This is a genomic window from uncultured Pseudoteredinibacter sp. (assembly GCF_947500695.1).
GTDB lineage: Bacteria > Pseudomonadota > Gammaproteobacteria > Pseudomonadales > Cellvibrionaceae > Pseudoteredinibacter.
In genome coordinates this window covers 201040-218448 of the sequence record NZ_CANMSS010000002.1, presented here as the reverse complement: position 1 = coordinate 218448, position 17409 = coordinate 201040, and the positions used below count along the sequence as shown (strand labels likewise).

Annotated in this window: 16 protein-coding genes; 8 read left to right on the top strand and 8 right to left on the bottom strand. The window is 45.2% G+C overall.

All coding sequences use genetic code 11. From position 1 onward, the window contains the following. Positions 1–42: 42 nt before the first annotated feature. Genes Q1A08_RS04720 through Q1A08_RS04710 form a run of 3 tightly spaced genes read left to right on the top strand, consistent with a single transcriptional unit; the run spans position 43 to position 1841 of the window. The gene (locus Q1A08_RS04720) at positions 43–453 is read left to right on the top strand and encodes a DUF1801 domain-containing protein (RefSeq protein ID WP_299770319.1); all 411 of its coding nucleotides are present in this window, start codon (positions 43–45) and stop codon (positions 451–453) included. 3 nt (positions 454–456) lie between these two features. After that, positions 457–1116, top strand: a complete 660-nt coding sequence (locus Q1A08_RS04715) for an NAD-dependent epimerase/dehydratase family protein (RefSeq protein ID WP_299770317.1) — start codon at positions 457–459, stop codon at positions 1114–1116. 11 nt (positions 1117–1127) lie between these two features. Then, entirely contained in the window at positions 1128–1841 is a 714-nt protein-coding gene (locus Q1A08_RS04710; RefSeq protein ID WP_299770315.1) for an SIMPL domain-containing protein, read from the top strand. Between the two features lie 32 nt (positions 1842–1873). Here the strand turns inward: Q1A08_RS04710 and Q1A08_RS04705 are convergent, their stop codons facing one another. Beyond that, on the bottom strand, positions 1874–3025 hold the full coding sequence (locus Q1A08_RS04705; protein WP_299770313.1) for an SRPBCC family protein: 1152 nt from the start codon (positions 3023–3025) through the stop codon (positions 1874–1876). A 14-nt stretch (positions 3026–3039) separates the two neighbouring features. Beyond that, positions 3040–3726 carry a TetR/AcrR family transcriptional regulator gene (locus Q1A08_RS04700; protein WP_299770312.1) on the bottom strand — a complete coding sequence of 229 codons (687 nt, stop codon included), beginning with the start codon at positions 3724–3726 and terminating at the stop codon, positions 3040–3042. A 233-nt stretch (positions 3727–3959) separates the two neighbouring features. Between Q1A08_RS04700 and Q1A08_RS04695 the strand changes: the two genes are divergently transcribed. After that, on the top strand, positions 3960–4151 hold the full coding sequence (locus Q1A08_RS04695) for a hypothetical protein (RefSeq protein WP_299770311.1): 192 nt from the start codon (positions 3960–3962) through the stop codon (positions 4149–4151). A gap of 71 nt (positions 4152–4222) precedes the next feature. On the opposite strand, the gene Q1A08_RS04690 is transcribed toward Q1A08_RS04695, so the two are convergent. The 4 genes from Q1A08_RS04690 to Q1A08_RS04675 form a co-directional block, all read right to left on the bottom strand. After that, positions 4223–5518, bottom strand: a complete 1296-nt coding sequence (locus Q1A08_RS04690) for an aminopeptidase P N-terminal domain-containing protein (RefSeq protein WP_299770310.1) — start codon at positions 5516–5518, stop codon at positions 4223–4225. 40 nt (positions 5519–5558) lie between these two features. Beyond that, on the bottom strand, positions 5559–6500 hold the full coding sequence (locus Q1A08_RS04685) for an ornithine cyclodeaminase family protein (protein WP_299770309.1): 942 nt from the start codon (positions 6498–6500) through the stop codon (positions 5559–5561). Positions 6501–6655: 155 nt separating this feature from the next. Further along, positions 6656–7009: a VOC family protein gene (locus Q1A08_RS04680; RefSeq protein WP_299770308.1), complete on the bottom strand. Its 354-nt coding sequence runs from the start codon at positions 7007–7009 to the stop codon at positions 6656–6658. Positions 7010–7084: 75 nt separating this feature from the next. Then, the gene (locus tag Q1A08_RS04675) at positions 7085–7921 is read right to left on the bottom strand and encodes an MBL fold metallo-hydrolase (RefSeq protein ID WP_299770307.1); all 837 of its coding nucleotides are present in this window, start codon (positions 7919–7921) and stop codon (positions 7085–7087) included. 276 nt (positions 7922–8197) lie between these two features. Here Q1A08_RS04675 and Q1A08_RS04670 point away from each other — a divergent pair, with 276 nt between their 5' ends. Both Q1A08_RS04670 and Q1A08_RS04665 read left to right on the top strand, forming a co-directional pair. Continuing rightward, a complete protein-coding gene (locus tag Q1A08_RS04670) occupies positions 8198–10453 on the top strand; it encodes a hypothetical protein (protein WP_299770306.1) in 2256 nt (751 codons plus the stop codon). A gap of 329 nt (positions 10454–10782) precedes the next feature. Then, the gene (locus Q1A08_RS04665) at positions 10783–13044 is read left to right on the top strand and encodes a hypothetical protein (RefSeq protein WP_299770304.1); all 2262 of its coding nucleotides are present in this window, start codon (positions 10783–10785) and stop codon (positions 13042–13044) included. Between the two features lie 64 nt (positions 13045–13108). Here the strand turns inward: Q1A08_RS04665 and ilvD are convergent, their stop codons facing one another. Further along, positions 13109–14944, bottom strand: a complete 1836-nt coding sequence (gene ilvD, locus Q1A08_RS04660; protein WP_299771100.1) for a dihydroxy-acid dehydratase — start codon at positions 14942–14944, stop codon at positions 13109–13111. 203 nt (positions 14945–15147) lie between these two features. After that, positions 15148–15921, bottom strand: a complete 774-nt coding sequence (locus Q1A08_RS04655; protein ID WP_299770303.1) for an exodeoxyribonuclease III — start codon at positions 15919–15921, stop codon at positions 15148–15150. Between the two features lie 174 nt (positions 15922–16095). Here Q1A08_RS04655 and pyrE point away from each other — a divergent pair, with 174 nt between their 5' ends. Beyond that, complete coding sequence (pyrE, locus tag Q1A08_RS04650) at positions 16096–16737, top strand: orotate phosphoribosyltransferase (protein ID WP_299770302.1); 642 nt, start codon at positions 16096–16098, stop codon at positions 16735–16737. Positions 16738–16789: 52 nt separating this feature from the next. Beyond that, entirely contained in the window at positions 16790–17401 is a 612-nt protein-coding gene (locus Q1A08_RS04645; protein WP_299770301.1) for a hypothetical protein, read from the top strand. Positions 17402–17409 lie beyond the last annotated feature (8 nt).

Below are 17409 nucleotides of genomic sequence, written 5' to 3'. Positions count from 1 at the left end.
CGTGAGACGTGAGACGTGAGCGGAGAGTGCTAGAGGTGAGATATGGGTGAATTGAAAACCAAGGCCAATCAAATAAGCTTGGCCGAATTTATGGCTCAGGTCCCTGAGAAAAAATTGGACGATAGCAAGCGACTTATTGCTTTGATGCAGGATATTACTGGTCTTAAACCTGTTGTTTGGGGTTCAGCAATTGTCGGTTTTGGTGCCTATGAATACCAAAATACCGGCGCTGGTGGCCGTTGGTTTAAAACGGGATTCTCGCCGCGCAAACAAAACTTCTCTATTTATATCATGAATGGTTTCTCCGAATACTCTAAGTTATTGGAAAAACTTGGAAAGCATAAGTTGGGAAAATCTTGTTTATATATCAGCTCGCTAAAGGCCGTTGACGAAGCAATACTTGTAGAGCTTATTTCTGCCTCCTATGAGGCCATGACTAAAAAGTACGGATAAGATATGGCTGAGACAGGGCTCTCTGCAGTGATTATTGGAGCATCAGGGCTGGTTGGTTCAGCATTGTTAACCATGCTGAACCAAAGTGAGAGCTTTTCCAAGGTAACTGCAATTACCCGAAGATCTCTTAATGATTGCCCTGAGGGCGTGGTAAACGCGGTTATAGATTTTGAGCGACTAGAAGATTATCCAGAGCTCTTTAAAGCCGATTGTTTTTTTAGTTGCTTGGGAACGACACGTAAACAAGCGGGTTCGATTGCGGCTCAACGCAGGGTAGATTTTGATTATCAACTGCAAGCTGCAAAAATGGCTAAATCCGCGAGCGTTGAGCATATGTTGTTAGTGTCTTCTTCGGGTGCCAATGCTGCTAGTGGCAGTGCTTACCTTAAAATGAAAGGTGAATTGGAAATCGAAGTGAGACAGCTCGAGTTTAATCGCTTAGCGATATTACAGCCCTCGCTGTTGCGCGGAACTCGAAAAGATAAGCGTATGGGTGAGAGTGTTGGCGATGTATTTCTGTCAGCACTCAATGGGGTTGGCTTGCTAAAGCACTATAGGCCTATTGAAGGAAGAGAGGTCGCTCAGGCTTTAATTCATTTAGCATTGAATCAAAGCAACCCTGATGTGGTCTATCGTTTAGATGAACTATTCAATCTGCAATAGAGGATTTCACTATGGCAAATCGTCGCAGTAGTGCGCTAATACTGGGTGCCCTATTATGCTTGGGCTTTGTAGCGCTAGGCTTCTTACTGGGTCAGTCAGCGGTCAAGGTTAAAGAATACGAAAGGGTGGTGAGAGTTAAGGGCTTAGCTGAAAGAGAATTGCCAGCGAATGTTGTTATCTGGCCAATTCAGTATTCTTCGGCGAGCAATAGCTTAGAAGATTTATACCGCAAACTAGAAGCCAATGCTGAAGTAGTACAGAAGTTTCTCATTGAAAAAGGCGTAGCCGCCGAAGAGATGAGTATTTCCGCTCCTGCCGTCACTGATAAATCGGCGCAGCAATATGGTAATCAAAGTTCACCGTTTAGATTTGTGGGCTGGCAAACAGTTACCGTTTACAGTGAGCGAGTAAAAAGAGTTCGTTCTATTATGGGGAATGTCGGCGAGCTAGGTAAGCAAGGTGTGGTATTAAAGGGTGATAACTATGATGGTCGCCCAGAGTACATTTTTAATCAGCTTAATGAAATTAAGCCGGCAATGGTGGAGGAATCCACCAAAAATGCTCGCCAAGTTGCAGAAAAGTTTGCCGCGGATTCCAATAGCCGTTTAGGGAAAATCAAGCGTGCAAGTCAAGGCCAGTTCTCAATACAAGATCGTGACCGAAATAATCCGCATATTAAAAATGTCCGCGTGGTCTCCACGGTTGAGTACTACCTATCAGACTAAAGCTGCCTTTGGCAGCTTTAAGTTTTTACCGCTCAAGCCTGTTTGGTTTTGAGCTGTTGTTTCAAAATGTCATGAAACACCTGTAAGCCAGCCTCGTGACCACCTACTAGAAAGGTATCGTTGGCACCAGTCAGCATGCCTTTTTGAGCTTGCTCACAGACAAAGAAGTCTTCAGCTTCAAATACCCCATTTTCAATAATATTGAATGCCCGCTCATAGTGGGCTAGCTCCGCTTCATCTTTGGGCTCATTCGGTGTTAGGCAGATATGGCTGACGAGTGTTTCATCGGGCGCTACTGGATAAACAGAAAGTATGCTGCTGTAATCGGGGTGAAAGATTAATATAGTGTTAGGGAAGATAAGATAGGCAAAGGTGCAGTGGTGACGATAGTCCCACTTTTCACGTTCAAGCTCAAAGGCCTCGTGTAATTCATTTCGGCCGACTACTGAGCGTATATGAACGCCGCAACCCTTGGTGACTGCGGCGCAATCGATAAAGAACGGCCCAACGGTATTTTTATGCAATCGCTTAACGTGGTAGCCATCTAGAAACGCATCGATGATAAGCTTCCAGTTGGTTTTTTTTCGCTTTAAAGATTGCTTAAAAAATACTTCGTTTTCAATTCCAAAGGCTTCAAGGTCTTGGTTGATTTCCCCAAGATAGGAAGCAAGATCCAGTTCGCCTCCAGGGTTAGGGTTTACCCAAATAAAGCCGTGGCGTACTTCGCAAGGAAGTGACTTTAGGCTGCGACAGCTTTTATCTAAATTTGGAAAGGACTCTTCGAGTGGTACGGCGATCAACTTGCCATCCATACCATAAGCCCAGTTGTGATATGGACAAACCATGCTGGGACGACGCTTCACCTCATGGCCATCCACTAGGCGTACGCCTCGATGTCGACAGGCATTCAAAAAAGCACGAATTTTGCCATCTTTTGCACGAGTTAAAATAATGGGCTGCCCCAGATGGTCAAAGGCCATATGGTCGCCAGATTGTTTCAACATGGTCTCATGCCCGACGATAAATGCACTATCTTTGAAAATACTTTCCTGTTCTTCTTTCAAAACATCTTCGCAGTGGTAGATTTTGGTCTCAATCTCTCCGTATTCATCAATAATACCAAGATCGCCTTCCTTGGTTTTTACGATTAATTCAGCAAAAATCTCTTCTCTAGGGTCTGTCATCGTGGGCTCCCTTATCAGGCATCGAGCTTTTTAATTATTTGATCTAGTTTTTGTTCAATATTATTTTGTTCAGCGGCTTTGGATTCTCGGCTAAGAATTCCGCGGAATAGCAATTGCCATAGTTGATCTAAGAATTGTTGGCTGTCGTGGTTTTTACCGGTATTAAAATTGGCAATGGCAAAATGCTCTATGCCTCCGAACAAGGCGTCTCTGAATACCTGGCTTGGAATATCACAGTCGACTTCTTGCTGTTTTATTTCGTCTAGGGCATCAATAAAAAATTGGGTATAGCGTCGGTTGTGGCGACGTAGGGATTGTTGAGTGAGTTCGTCGCCATAGCGAGCATGAGTGCTAACTACCAGCCTTGCCAATGGCCACTGTGCTTCCAGCTGCTCAATATAGTCTTGCGCCATGGCCTTTAAGCGTTGTTTAGGGCATGAGTGGGCCTGATGGATCTCGGCGATATTGCCATGCATGGTGACAAAGAAGTCGTCCACTAGGGCCCGCAGTAGCCCCTGTTTGTTTTCAAAGTGGAGAAAGACCGTGCCTTCAGCCACGCCTGCTCGCTTGGCTATGGTGCCGGTTTTGCTATTGACGAAGTCTTCTTCCGCCATAATCTCTTTGCAGGCCTGCAAGATGGCCGTTCGTGTGGCTTCCCGGCGTTGGGACTGGCTGCGTTTTTCTGACTGAGCTGAACTCATATTGTTTGGCCGGTATTCAGTATGTTGGCGCCATAATGGGCGCATTAATAGATATATAATGAGTATCGCTCATTAAAATTAAGCTCACAAGCAGAATTGCTGCCATATATCGGTCTGTTTGTGACATTTAATAGAGTTGAGCTCAGTTTTTACGTTGAGTGGCCGTTACGCTTGATGGGGCAATATGGAGCCCAGAAGGCCGATTAACAGCGGCGTCGAATAGGAAATGGAAGATGAACTACAAGCTAAGACTGCTGCTTTTACTGACTTTGTCGGCTTTGGCTGTTGTGAGCCTAATGTTGGGCTTTCGCCAGGGACTGCTTTTATTGCTGATGATTGGGCTTGTGGTGGAACTGTTGACCTGGTTGGGGCGAGTTGAATCTGACTATGAGCCGAATGTTAACTCTAACTCAGCTAACCGCTAAAGACTGGTATTTTGTCTTTAGCAGTCTTTGCGTTTTTAGCCGGATCCACTCAATAGTCCGCTAAACCTCTTTTAAGAAGCCATCCAAGCTTCAATATCTTCGACAGTTCGCGGTGCGCCCGCCGATAAATTTTCGTAACCATTTTGGGTGACTAGGATGTCATCTTCAATTCGAATCCCCATGCCACGAAACTCTGGCGCTACACTTTCATCATTGGCCTCAAAATATAAACCAGGCTCGATAGTGAACACCATATTTGGCTCAAGTGTTTTCCACTCTTGGCCATTCTTATAGCGACCCACATCGTGAACATCTAGGCCGAGCCAATGGCCTGTTTTATGAACGCTGTAGCGTTTATAAAGCTCTTTTTCCATGGCTTCTTGATGACTGCACTGTAGGATTCCCAGATCAATTAGGCCCCGCGCCAAAGTACTCATGGCAGTTTCATATAGCTTGTTCCAGGGAGTGCCAGGTTTTACCAGCGCTATAGCATTATCTAAAGCAGCGAGCACTACTTCATAAACGGCTTTTTGAGTGTCGTTAAACGTACCATTTACAGGGAAGCTGCGGGTTATGTCGGCCGTGTAGTATTGGTAATCGCCACCAGCATCTATCAGTAGAATTTGTCCGTCTTGCAGTTCGTCATTGTTCTCGGTGTAGTGCAGGCAAATGGCATTGTTGCCGCTGGCCATAATGGTTGGGTAACCTACATCTTGGCAGCCAAACTCTGATACCTTGCCAAAAAAAGCCCCCGTTAGCTGTTGCTCATTAATTCCAGAGGCGGCAACTTTCATTACGGTTTTATGGCCTGCTACCGATGCGTTGACGGCTTTACGAATGCGCTCAAGCTCACTCTCGTCTTTAACGATTCGTCGCTCATGAATAAAAGGCAAAACTGAATGTAAGCTGCGAAATATTTTTGCTTCATCGAATTTGGCACTGCGGCGCTGCTGATGTAGCCAATCGAAAATACGATGGGAAAAGCGACCGAGTTCGTCGGATAGGTAAATATGTTGGCGTTGCTCTAATAGTTCAGGCAAACGCTCTTCTAGCTCTGCAATATCGTAGGCTGCATCGCAAGCTACAAGTTCGCCTGCCATTTTTTGACCACAGCGGTGGCCAAAGCTGACTTCGGCTGCTTCATCTTTGGGTAAATTAAACAGTACAAATGGCTGCTCTGAATTTGGTCGTAAAAGCGCAACAGCATCAGGCTCAGAAAAGCCGGTAAGATAGTAAAAGTCGTTATCTTGGCGAAAATTGTAAGTAATATTTTTATTGCGAACTTTTTCAGTATTACCCACCAAAATTACAGCAGAATCTTGTTCTAGTTCTTGAAGTAGGAGTTCGCGACGTTGTTGGTAATTCATTCTTTACTTACCTTTTTAATGTATCTTTTTATTTGACCTATTAAGCTAAACTTTTAACAACCAGTTGTGCTGCTGCTAGGTCTTCCAGCGCATGCCCAACGGATTTAAATAGAGTGATGTCATCTGCCGAGCGAAGAAAGTGTTTTTCTTTGCGGCAAAGCTCAAAGAGATCTGCACATAAATCTTCTTTTTTCAAAATACCATCAGCAATCGGAGTCGCAATATCGCCCGTTTCTTTGCAGGCGCCAGCGTAGTTATCAACAACTATACGGCTGCGACGGATGCATTCGTCATCAGCTTCACGCATATCAGGGCGATAGGCACCCACAAGATCTAGGTGCTGGCCAGCTTTTAGCCAGTCGCCCATAATCAATGGCTCTTTGCTCATCGTGGCCACAGAAATAATATCGACTTCAGCTACCGCTTCGGCAAGATCTTCAGTCACGCTAATATTAAATTCCGCCAAGCTTTCCAGCTCGGCTATCGCTTGGGCTTTGTCTGGACTACGTCCCCAAATAATCACCTCTTCAATAGGACGCACACTGGCATGAGCTCTGATCAATTGGCTGGATAGGGTTCCAGTGCCCACCATTAATAATTTACGACTATCTGGGCGAGACATAAACCGGCTAGCTAACGCCGAGGCGGCCGCGGTGCGTTTGGCGGTTAGGGCAGGTGCATCCATAGTGGCTTTCACACAGCCGCGTACAGCATCAAAAAGTACATAGGTACCTTGAATCGAGGGCAAATCGTACTTGTAGCTCTCTGGGGTTACGGTGACCAACTTAATACCGATATCGCTGCCAGCCTGCCAGGAGGGCATCATTAGCAAAGTGGTTTCGCGGCTGCTTTGGGGGTTTGGGATATCGTAATGGTTACGCAGAGGGGTTTCGATGTCGCTGGCAAAGGCCTGTTGCAGGGCGTCGACTAAACCGGCAAAAGGAAGGGCGCGATCGATGGTCTGCTGGTCGATAAAATCCATGGGTAACTCTCGTACAGGTAAAATTGTATACAGTATACAAGAGTTGTTGCTGGAGGAGCTAGAGTTATGCGGTGAGTCATTTTAGGGGCAGCACAGCGAAGCTTTGTCAGTCTCGGATTACGTTTATGTGCTGTGGGGCCCCTAGATGCTTTGACCTAGGTTTTGGTCCAAATCGCAAACTCGTTGCCCGCGGGTTCGCGAAAATGGAAACGACGTCCACCGGGGAAGTCAAAGGTCGCCTTGCTAATCTCGCCACCCGCCGCCAAAACAGCGGCTTCGCTGGCCAGCAGGTCGTTGCTGTATAGCACCACCAAAGCGCTGCCTTGGCTTTGGTTCATGGCGGAATCAACTCGGTAGAAGCCGCCAGCTATGCCTTCTTGTTGAAAGTCACAATAGTCCGGGCCGTAATCGGTAAGGCTCCAGCCAAAGGCATCTTGAAAGAAAGCCTTGCTTTGCTCTAAATCGCGGCTGGGCATTTCGATATAGTTTATTTGATGATGCGTATCCATGTTTGCCCCTTAGCTATCTCTAAACATAAGTCTAAGGGACATGGTAACGAGAAGATTGGCTTACTAATAGTGTAATTAGCGGAAGAAACCTAAGTCTACTGACAGGGCCTGTCGTACAAGATTGGCCTTACTAAAGTTACCGCGGCTAATTTTATCCATCATTTCCGGTTTGCCTAACAAGGCGATAGTGCTTTCCTCGACAGATAAGCCTTGTTGTTCATTGGCTTTGGCTTTTTCACATAGCTCAATCAGATAATTGAGTTTGTCCTGCATGCCTGTCTTACCATTCTCATCGATACCTCGGTGTGGGCAGAACACGACATCAATATCAAGCTCTAAGACTGCTTTTAAACTCTGCATCAGCTCCATGAGATTTTCATCAGCGCGCATATATTTTAAGGCACGAGCTAGGTAAAGATCACCGCTGAAGAACCATTTCTGTTTGGGTAAATAAAAACAGGTGAGATCTTTGGCGTGGCCTGGGGTGTGGATGCTGCTTGCCTTATCGCCGTTTTCCAGAAGCATGGTTTTAGCAAGCGGCATAGTGATAACACGCTGGGGCTTACCCCAAGTCATTTGTTGTATGGCGGGAATCCGAAAGCCCTTGGCAAGTTTTTCTTGGGCTTGAACGGGAGCATTTGGTGTGAGTTTATATTTGCGAGCCACCCGTGATGCATTGCCGCTGTGATCCTCATGGTGATGAGTTAGCCAAAGTTGTTTGATCTCTGGCCCAGATTCTAAAAACGCTTTGACATGCCGCCACTGGTTGCTTGGCCCACAGTCAATCAGCACGCTGCCAATGCGATAGACAATAAAGTTTGAGGTGATGCCACCATTTAAGCGGCCGACTTTAACCCCTTCTACTGCGGTTCCGTCTTGGTGCTGATATTGATATTGCTGGCGAATTGGCATTATGTGACCTCATGTATAAGTAAGTTTATTGTAATCATTGCCAGCAATTACCAAAGTGTGAAATCAGTCCATTTTATAGGCATAAACTTACACTTATCATTTATACTTAAGGTATAATTATTAGCTGCTATCTCCATAGCTGAAAGGACCAGCGATTGCCAAGGATTCGGTTAAAGGACTACCTCTGTCATTTCTGCCCCTACCTGAGCAAGCCGTTTTTCCGCATTGATATCAAGCTTTTAGCTAGTAAGACTGATGGATTTTAAGGGTGTTGTAATGCGATTTGTTTTTGGCCTGCTGGCCATACTTTTTGCCCAGCTTGTATCTGCTAACTCTGCAATTGATAGTGTGTGTGAGCATTCCGACCTTAATATCGATCGGGGGGACTGTCGTGCCCTAGTAGATTTCTACTACTCATTTAATGTTTCTGCGACTGATCTTGAAGATTCATGGGGCAGTGCTGATGTTTCGAGGTGGAAAGGAATCAAAATAGAGGCAAATAGAGTACACGCAATTAATTTACCTACTTCCGAAAGCGAGTCGTTGTCAGGTGAGTTTTTAGAGAGTTTTAAAAACTTATCTGAACTGCGTGAACTTAACATTAGAGGCGCAATTTATAGAGCGGCATTACCCGATTTTTGGAGCTATCTAGAAAACCTTGAAACCCTAATGCTGACGGCTAGAAAATCTGATGTAGTCAACACCTTTCCTGAGTCTATTCAAAGCCTTAAAAGACTGAAAATATTAGAATTAGGCAATCTTAAGATTAGAAGTCGTTTTCCCACTATATGGGGCGGTCTACCAAACTTAGAGCAGTTGAGATTGCACTCTAATCTTTTTTATGGAGAGGTGGATTCGTCTATCGTAGAGTTAAAGAAGTTGAATAGGCTTGTTCTCAGTCGAAACAAGTTTCTCTGGGGTGAGTTTCCATTTGAAATTCTAAAAAATGATCTTATCGAAGGTGTCTTTGTTTTTGAGTCAGGATTTTGGGGGGAAATACCAGAATTTGTTTTAGATGGAGAGTCTAGAGTTTCTTCACGCTCTTATGTGGCGATCAATAATAATCACTTTTCAAATGCGCCAGAAGAAAATATTAGCATTCAATCTGAGGAAGGCCGTTATTTTCTTGATGTTTTCTGGCAGTCCTTATCCGAGAATCAGGAAGATCACGCAGTAAATATTGAGATAGAACTCGGTGAAAATGGAAGTGTAGCCTTGGCCCCAAAAATTGTTGGCGAGCGGAGCAAGATCTTTATAGTTCCGGATGAGGGATATAAAGCCAATGCGATTATGGGGTGCAAGGGAGAGCTATTAAATGGAGTATTTTCGATCGACCCTAATCAAACTAACTGCGTAGCTGAAATTAGCTTTTCACGATGTCAAGGCGAAGATTGTGTTGTTGATCTAGGGGCTACCAATAATATAAGCAACATTAGTGTCGAATCTCCATCAAGTAAATTCCCATTATCTGGGGTTGCTCAGCTCAGGGGTTGGATGAACACCCCTGATTGGGATAATAAATTTAATCAGTTTGGATACTTCGGAGAAAGAGCTACTTTTTCGATTAGCATTGACGGTGGAGAGCGACAGTATTATAGCCATCTAGATTCAAGGTCTGATGTGCGTGACGCAATGGGCGAGCAGTGGGAGGTTGGGAAGCAAGATCTGGGGTGGAGTGTTCCTGTCTATAGTGGAAATTTAGATAATGGTCTTCACACCATAGATATATTTAATGCCATTGGATTACATGTGGCGAGTAGGGTATTCCAAGTTTTTAATCCAAAGACTAATGGTAAAGTGGAGTACATTCACAATGTAGAAAGGGCCCTTAGCATTGAGAATTTTCCTGTTCTTGGGCATACCTCGGAGATAGCCTTTAATATCGCGGAACAAAAGTTCTCAGTGATTAATCAGTTTGATGGAAGTGGAAATTCACTTCGTAGTGAGGAGAGGCATTCGAGAAGTGAAGAGGAACGATATTCGAATTCATACTTGCGCCAGAAGTCTTCACGTGCGGGTGATCGACAAGTTGCTAATATAGAAAATCCTTCGAAAGGCATGATTCTATCTGGAGTGCAAAGCCTACGAGGTTGGTTTGTCGGTACTGTGGAAAATATCGTTCAAGATAATCGTTACTTTTACTATAGTGGAAAATCTATTGAGGTGGATTTGGGCGGTGATTCACAGATATTACCGCTTCATTTCCATGAACGTAAAGATGTTAACGACGCATTTTCTGCGAAAGGCTCCAATGGCTGGAGTATTCTGTGGTATTCGGGCCTGTTGAAAAACGGCTGGCATACCATTGATATTGGCGCGTATGAATATGCCTATACGCGTACGCGGTACGTGATCCAAGAAGTTGATTTTTTATCTTTTACCCCGCTAAATGAAAACGGCGAGCAATTCTACGTAAGGTCCTACGATAGAGATGTTTTAGTAGAAGATTTTCCCTATCAAGGCAGCGATGTAACTTTGCGTTTTGATCCGGCGGGGCAAAATTTTGTGATAGTTGATCAGATAATCCATTAAAACGTTTAGGGGGCTACGTAAATTTTTGCTAGCCAAAAATGCTTAATGTCATATTTTCTAAAGGTTTTAGATGATCCGGAATAGCAAGGCTGTAAAGCTATTTTATGGAGTCTATCTATCTCATAGGTGGAAAATTGCATTTATCGATTTTGATTAGATTATACTTGCTGTAAGTTATCCCCTAATTTAAAGGACCAGCGATTACCAAGGATTTGGTTAAGGTTTATCCCCACTATTTTATAACCCTTCCTTGATATACGGCGGCTGTTTTCCAATATTGCTGATTAAGTTGTTGAGCTTAAAAGCTAGTAAATTCCATAGGTGTTGTAATGCGATTAATTATCGGTCTAGTGGCCACTTTCCTTTCTCAGCTCGTGCTTTCTAACCCTCAAATTAACACTGTCTGTGAAAGCAAACGGCTAAATATTCTGAAAGAAGACTGCTTAGCTCTTGTTGATTTTTATCACTCTTTTTCAGTTGTGGATTATGACGTCTTTGATACTTGGGGGGCTTATGATGTATCGACTTGGGATGGTGTCAAAATCGAGCAAGGTCGCGTTACCTCGATTATGTTGCCTGGAGAATATCAAAATGTATTTCTGAAAGGGTTCTTCGAAAACAGTTTTTCAAATCTGTCCGAACTAGAATATTTAGATCTCAGGTATACGCATTATACTGGTCCGCTTCCTGATTTTTGGGGAAAACTCGGAAATCTTGAAACTCTAAGGTTGACGGCTAGAAAATCAGATGTAATCAACACTTTTCCTGAGTCCGTTAAAAATCTTAATAAACTGAAAATATTAGATTTAGGTAATCTTAAAATTAGAAGTTATTTTCCTGATATATGGGGCGAACTTCCAAGCTTAAGGGAGTTGAGGTTGCATTCAAATCTATTCTATGGGGAAGTGGGTCCGTCTATTGTGGATCTGAAAAAATTGTCTAGGCTTGCTCTCGACAGAAACCAGTTTCTTTGGGGGGAGTTTCCTTTTGAAGTTCTTAACAATGGCCCTAGCCATCATGTTTCAATTGATAACTCGGGTTTTTGGGGGGAGATACCGGAATTTGTGCTGTATCGTGATTCTCAAGTCGCTGGTCGAACTTTTGTCTTTTTGGGTTCGAATCATTTTGTAAATCCGCCGGCAGAAGTTATTAGTGTTCAAACTAATGAGAACGACTATTTGTTGGATGGCTCATGGCAAACTCTATCAAAAGGCCAAGAAGATTACCAAATCAATATTGATATAGAGCTAGCAGAAAATGGTAGCGCTGCTCTAGCCCCAAAGATAGCCGGTGAACGTGGAAGAATTTTTATAGTTCCTGACCCTGGGTATAAAGCCAATAAAGTAAAAGGTTGCGCGGGCGAGCTTGTAAATAGTGTATTTTTCATTGATGACAACCAAGATAGCTGTGTTGCGCAAATTAGTTTTTCTCAATGTATAGGCGTAGAGTGCGTGGTCGATCTTGGAGTCACCAATACTGTAAGCAATGCCAGTATCGAATCACCATCTAGTCGACTTCCTCTTTCAGGAGTGTCGCAGCTAAGGGGCTGGATAAATGCGCCTGACTGGGAGAATAAATTCAGTCTATATGGTTACTATGGCGTAAGCTCTACTTTTTCTATTAGTCTTGATGGTGGGGAGAGGCAGTATTATAAGCATATGGATTCGCGATCGGACGTTCGTGATGCAATGGGTGAAAAATGGGAAATCGGGAAACCATATCTGGGGTGGAGTGTTCCAGTTTATAGTGGCAATTTAAATAATGGTATCCACACACTGGATGTTTTTAATGCTATTGGTTTGCATGTCGCAAGCCGGACATTCAGAGTTTTTAACCCTGAGGCTAATGGCAGCGTACAGTATATCCATAATGTGGAAAGAACAATTAGGGTTGAAGATTTTCCAATTCATGGGCACGCATCGGAGTTGGCGTTTAATACCGCAGAGCAAAAATTTTCTGTGACTAATCAGTTTGATGCAGATGAAAATTCACTTCGTAGTGAAGAGCGGCATTCGATAACTGGGGAACAGCGATATTCAAGTTCTTCCCGAAGAAAGAAGTCTTCACTCGCAGGGGAGCGCAGGGTGGCAAATATAGAAAATCCGTCGAGTAACACGGTTCTATCGGGTGTCCAAAGTCTACGAGGTTGGTTTGTAGGGGATGGAGAGTACGATTCCGAATTGGATCGTTATATTGATTATGGATGGAAGTCTATCGCGATTGATTTAGCTGATTTTGATCAGGTAAGGACACTTAGTTTTCATGAGCGGAGAGACGTAAATGAGTCCTTTGGTTTAAATGGTAACTACGGCTGGACTACTCTATGGTATTCGGGGTTGTTAAAGAACGGCTGGCATACTATTGATATAGGTGCGTATGATTATGACCTCTATCCGAGTTCGAGATATGTAATTCAAGAAATTGATTTTTTATCTTTCACTCCGCTAAACGAAAACGGCGAGCAATTCTACGTAAGGTCCTACGATAGAGACATTTTAGTAGAAGATTTTCCCTATCAAGGCAGCGATGTAACTCTACGCTTTGACCCAGCTGGGCAAAACTTTGTGATAGTTGATCAAGTGATTCACTGAGAACAGCCAAAATTAAAAGCCCCGCTAATGCGGGGCTCTTAATCAGATTTGCATGGCTTGATCATTAATCCAGCTGAGACAAATCCCTAACCGCACCTTTATCGGCACTAGTTGCCAACATGGCATAGGCTTTCAATGCAGCGCTCACTTTTCGTGGGCGAGCTTCGACAGGCTTCCAGCCTTTTTCGTCTTGTACTTTACGACGCTCAGCCAATTCTTCATCACTTAACAATACATCGATTGAGCGATTGGGAATATCGATTTTAATTCGATCGCCATTTTGAACGAGGCCAATGGCACCGCCGGCAGCAGCTTCTGGAGAAACGTGACCGATACTTAAACCTGAGGTGCCGCCAGAGAAACGGCCATCGGTTAGTAGTGCGCAGTCTTTACCCAAACCTTTGGATTTAATGTAAGAGGTTGGATACAGCATTTCCTGCATGCCAGGGCCGCCGCGTGGCCCTTCGTAGCGCACGATAACCACATCGCCTGCTTTTACCTTATCAGCCAAGATATCGGCTACCGCTTGATCTTGTGATTCAGTGACGTAAGCATTGCCTTCAAAAACCAGAATGGAATCATCAACACCGGCGGTTTTTACAACGCAGCCATCTTCTGCAATATTGCCTGTCAGAACGGCTAGACCGCCTTCTAAACTAAAAGCGTTTTCCAGTGAGCGAATGCAACCGTTAGCGCGGTCGGCATCAAGTGTTGGCCAGCGTGTGCTTTGGCTAAAGGCTTGCTGGGTTGGAATACCAGCAGGGCCGGCTTTATAAAACTCCATCACCTCGCTGCTGGGGCTGCGCATGATGTCCCACTTATCTAAAGCTTCTTTCATACTGCTACTGTGCACAGTTGGTAAATCGCTATGCAGTACACCGGCACGATCTAGCTCGCCTAAGATGGCCATTATGCCACCCGCGCGGTGAACATCTTCGATGTGATATTCGGGGGTGTTCGGTGCTACCTTACACAGTTGCGGAACGGTTTTGGAAAGACGGTTAATGTCTTCCATGGTGAAATTGACTTCGGCTTCTTGGGCGATCGCTAACAAATGCAAAATGGTATTAGTGGAGCCGCCCATCGCGATATCTAGAGTGATACAGTTTTCGAAGGCTTTAAAGTTGCCGATACTGCGGGGTAACACATTGTAGTCATCATTTTCATAATGACGCTTGGTGATTTCCACAATTTTGCGGCCGGCTTCTAAAAACAACTCTTCGCGATCGGCGTGGGTGGCCACTACAGTGCCATTGCCAGGCAAACTTAGGCCTAAGGCTTCGGTTAAGCAGTTCATGGAGTTGGCAGTAAACATACCAGAGCAAGAGCCGCAGGTTGGACATGCGCTGCGTTCAATTTCGGCGACATGCTCATCGCTTACTGTGTCATCGGCGGCAATCACCATGGCATCAACCAAGTCTAATTTATGCTCGCTTAGCTTGGTTTTACCGGCTTCCATTGGGCCGCCAGAAACAAAGATAACGGGAATGTTCAGACGCATTGCGGCCATTAACATTCCAGGAGTAATTTTGTCGCAGTTGGAAATACACACTAGTGCATCTGCACAGTGAGCATTGACCATATATTCAACACTGTCAGCAATGATGTCGCGGCTGGGCAGGCTGTACAGCATGCCATCGTGGCCCATGGCGATGCCATCATCTACAGCAATGGTATTAAACTCTTTGGCGACGCCGCCGGCTTTTTCAATTTCACGAGCGACCAGTTGACCCATATCTTTTAGGTGAACATGGCCAGGTACAAATTGAGTGAATGAGTTGGCGACGGCGATAATCGGCTTGTGAAAGTCTTCATCTTTCATGCCAGTTGCGCGCCAAAGCGCGCGGGCACCAGCCATATTGCGGCCAGCGGTAGAGGTTTTGGAGCGATACTCGGGCATAACATCCTCGGTTGTACTATTGCTTGGTTTGCGAATGGGCTCGAAGCCCTGCTGCGCTTGTGGGATCTTCTTTGAGATCGAGTTTGCTCGCGGGCGATGGGCGAGCTTTATGTTGGGCAGCATGCCACCTTGTGGGTGTCAGGAGGGGGATTGTAACAGATGATCGGGCGCGGCTATATGCCACGCTCAATAGGGTTTTAGCCTTACAGCTCGATGTCGTAATCCATAATCAATGGCAGGTGGCTGGAAAAGAGTTTGTGCTTGTTAATGGCGCCGTATTCAATACGGTGCTTAAGGTCATCGGAAATGATCTGTAAATCAGTTCGCCAGCCGTCTCTTTCACCTACAGTGCCTGATGGCCACCAGCTGTATTCATCAGCATCGGCGTTCACCCTGCGAAAAGCGTCGACGTAATCCAGCTCATCGACTAATTGGCGCATCCATTGCTGCTCATGGGGGCGGAAGCCATCGTCATCTTCGTGATTCTGCCAATTTTGTACATCAGCACGATCGCGGGCCATGGCCCAGTTACCACAAAAGATAAAGTCACGACGCTTGTTAGAGATCTTGTGCAAATGGGCTTGTAGGTCGTCAAAGAAGCCGACTTTCTCTTCTAGTTGCTGCTCATTGCCAGCTTCGGCTTGAGGCGCTAAAAACGATCCAATGCTGAGTTTTTCAAAATCCAACTGCAGATAGCGGCCTTGCATATCCAAACCGCTGGCAAACCCAAAGCCGTAAATAAGTGCTTTGGGCATATGTCGAGTGTAGATTGCAACGCCATTGGTATGGGCAATACCAGAATCGAAAAAATAAGCAAAATAGCCTTCTGGGTGAAAGGTGTCGTGATCCAGCTCGTATTCTTGCGCGCGCAGGTCTTGTAAGCAGACGATATCGGCGTCTTGCTCGGCTAGCCAATCATACAATCCACGCTGAGCTGCCTGGTGGATGCCGTCGACACTTAAACTGATAATGCGCATTAATAGCCCCTTGATACTGGACTGTGTATGATACCGAGCTTTGCAAATATTGGTAGTTTATTTGGCCCCAATGGACGCTGTAGCGGCTGATCTGGCCAAACTTTGAGCGTAACGGTACTAAGGTGCTGCTTCTCTTCGAGGTAGAGTGGGGCTAAAAATGAAGTGGAGAAAACTATGAAAGACTTTCAGCGTGAATTCATCAAGCTTGCGATACAACATGAAGTACTTTGTTTCGGTGAGTTTACCTTGAAGTCAGGGCGCGTCAGTCCCTACTTTTTTAATGCCGGTCGTTTCCAGACTGGGGCAGCATTAGCCGCTCTTGGGCGCTTCTATGCCGCCGCGATTGTTGATGCGGGCCTGCAGTTTGATGTGTTATTTGGCCCAGCCTATAAAGGCATTCCTTTGGCCGCTACAACAGCGGTAGCCTTGGCTGACGAACATCAAAGGGATGTGCCCTACTGCTTCAACCGCAAAGAAGCAAAAGCTCATGGTGAGGGCGGCACCTTGGTTGGGGCGCCATTAAATGGCAAGATTGCTATCGTTGATGATGTCATTACTGCGGGTACCGCGGTGCGCGAAGTTATGGATATTATTGAGCAACAGCAAGCGGCGCCAGCTGCGGTTATCATTGGCTTGAATCGCCAAGAACGCGGTAAAGGTGAATTGTCCGCCATTGGTGAGGTAGAGCAGCAGTTCAATATTCCCGTGATTAGCATCGTTAATCTCGAAGATATTGTCACTTATCTTGAAGAAACTGGCGGTATGCCCGAAACAGTAGCTAAAATAGAAGAATACCGTAAACAGTATGGGGTCTAATAGAGCGCCTCTTTTACTATTTATCGAAGCCGCCTAAGAAAAGGAAAAAACGGTGTTGATAACAGCCCTAATTGCAAGATTGTCTCGAGTATCCATCGCCAGTTTAGCCCTGGTTATGGCGTCTCCTGTTGCCCTCGGGGAGACTGTGTTTTATCGCTATGTCGATAAAAACGGCGTGCCGGTCATCAATTCCACCGTGCCCCCTGAATATGCGCAAAATGGTTATGAGGTAGTTAGCCCTAGCGGAAGGGTGATTAGGGTCGTTAAACCCGCCCCCTCCGATGCTGAGAAAGCGAATATGAAATCTAAAGCTGAGCTGGCTAAGTGGGACGCTGAATTGCGCCGTCGCTACAGCTCGGTGAAAGAAATAGAGCGTGCCAAGAAGCGTAAATTGGAAAGTATTGACGGCAACATTCAAATATTAAAAGGGAATATTGGCGGAATCGATACTCGAATTCACCAAAAACGTATGGAGGCTGCAAACCTAGAGCGTGCAGGCCGCACTGTCGGTGATGCTCTATTGGAGCAGCTTGATGAGCTAAAGCTCAAGCGTGAGGTAACCGAGGCGCGCATAGAAAAGCGTCAAGCAGAGCGTAAAGCGCTGATCGAGAAATTCGATGAGGATATTGCGCGCTTTAGTGAAATTACCGGAAAAACCAGCTAATCAAAGGC

Bases quoted from the DNA above. Each gene is read 5' to 3' on its own strand.
- Q1A08_RS04700 (WP_299770312.1), bottom strand. From the start codon at position 3,726: ATGAGTTCAGCTCAGTCAGAAAAACGCAGCCAGTCCCAACGCCGGGAA.
- Q1A08_RS04720 (WP_299770319.1), top strand. From the start codon at position 43: ATGGGTGAATTGAAAACCAAGGCCAATCAAATAAGCTTGGCCGAATTT.
- pyrE (WP_299770302.1), top strand. From the start codon at position 16,096: ATGAAAGACTTTCAGCGTGAATTCATCAAGCTTGCGATACAACATGAA.
- Q1A08_RS04705 (WP_299770313.1), bottom strand. From the start codon at position 3,025: ATGACAGACCCTAGAGAAGAGATTTTTGCTGAATTAATCGTAAAAACC.
- Q1A08_RS04680 (WP_299770308.1), bottom strand. From the start codon at position 7,009: ATGGATACGCATCATCAAATAAACTATATCGAAATGCCCAGCCGCGAT.
- Q1A08_RS04670 (WP_299770306.1), top strand. From the start codon at position 8,198: ATGCGATTTGTTTTTGGCCTGCTGGCCATACTTTTTGCCCAGCTTGTA.
- Q1A08_RS04675 (WP_299770307.1), bottom strand. From the start codon at position 7,921: ATGCCAATTCGCCAGCAATATCAATATCAGCACCAAGACGGAACCGCA.
- ilvD (WP_299771100.1), bottom strand. From the start codon at position 14,944: ATGCCCGAGTATCGCTCCAAAACCTCTACCGCTGGCCGCAATATGGCT.
- Q1A08_RS04715 (WP_299770317.1), top strand. From the start codon at position 457: ATGGCTGAGACAGGGCTCTCTGCAGTGATTATTGGAGCATCAGGGCTG.
- Q1A08_RS04695 (WP_299770311.1), top strand. From the start codon at position 3,960: ATGAACTACAAGCTAAGACTGCTGCTTTTACTGACTTTGTCGGCTTTG.
- Q1A08_RS04655 (WP_299770303.1), bottom strand. From the start codon at position 15,921: ATGCGCATTATCAGTTTAAGTGTCGACGGCATCCACCAGGCAGCTCAG.
- Q1A08_RS04685 (WP_299770309.1), bottom strand. From the start codon at position 6,500: ATGGATTTTATCGACCAGCAGACCATCGATCGCGCCCTTCCTTTTGCC.
- Q1A08_RS04665 (WP_299770304.1), top strand. From the start codon at position 10,783: ATGCGATTAATTATCGGTCTAGTGGCCACTTTCCTTTCTCAGCTCGTG.
- Q1A08_RS04710 (WP_299770315.1), top strand. From the start codon at position 1,128: ATGGCAAATCGTCGCAGTAGTGCGCTAATACTGGGTGCCCTATTATGC.
- Q1A08_RS04690 (WP_299770310.1), bottom strand. From the start codon at position 5,518: ATGAATTACCAACAACGTCGCGAACTCCTACTTCAAGAACTAGAACAA.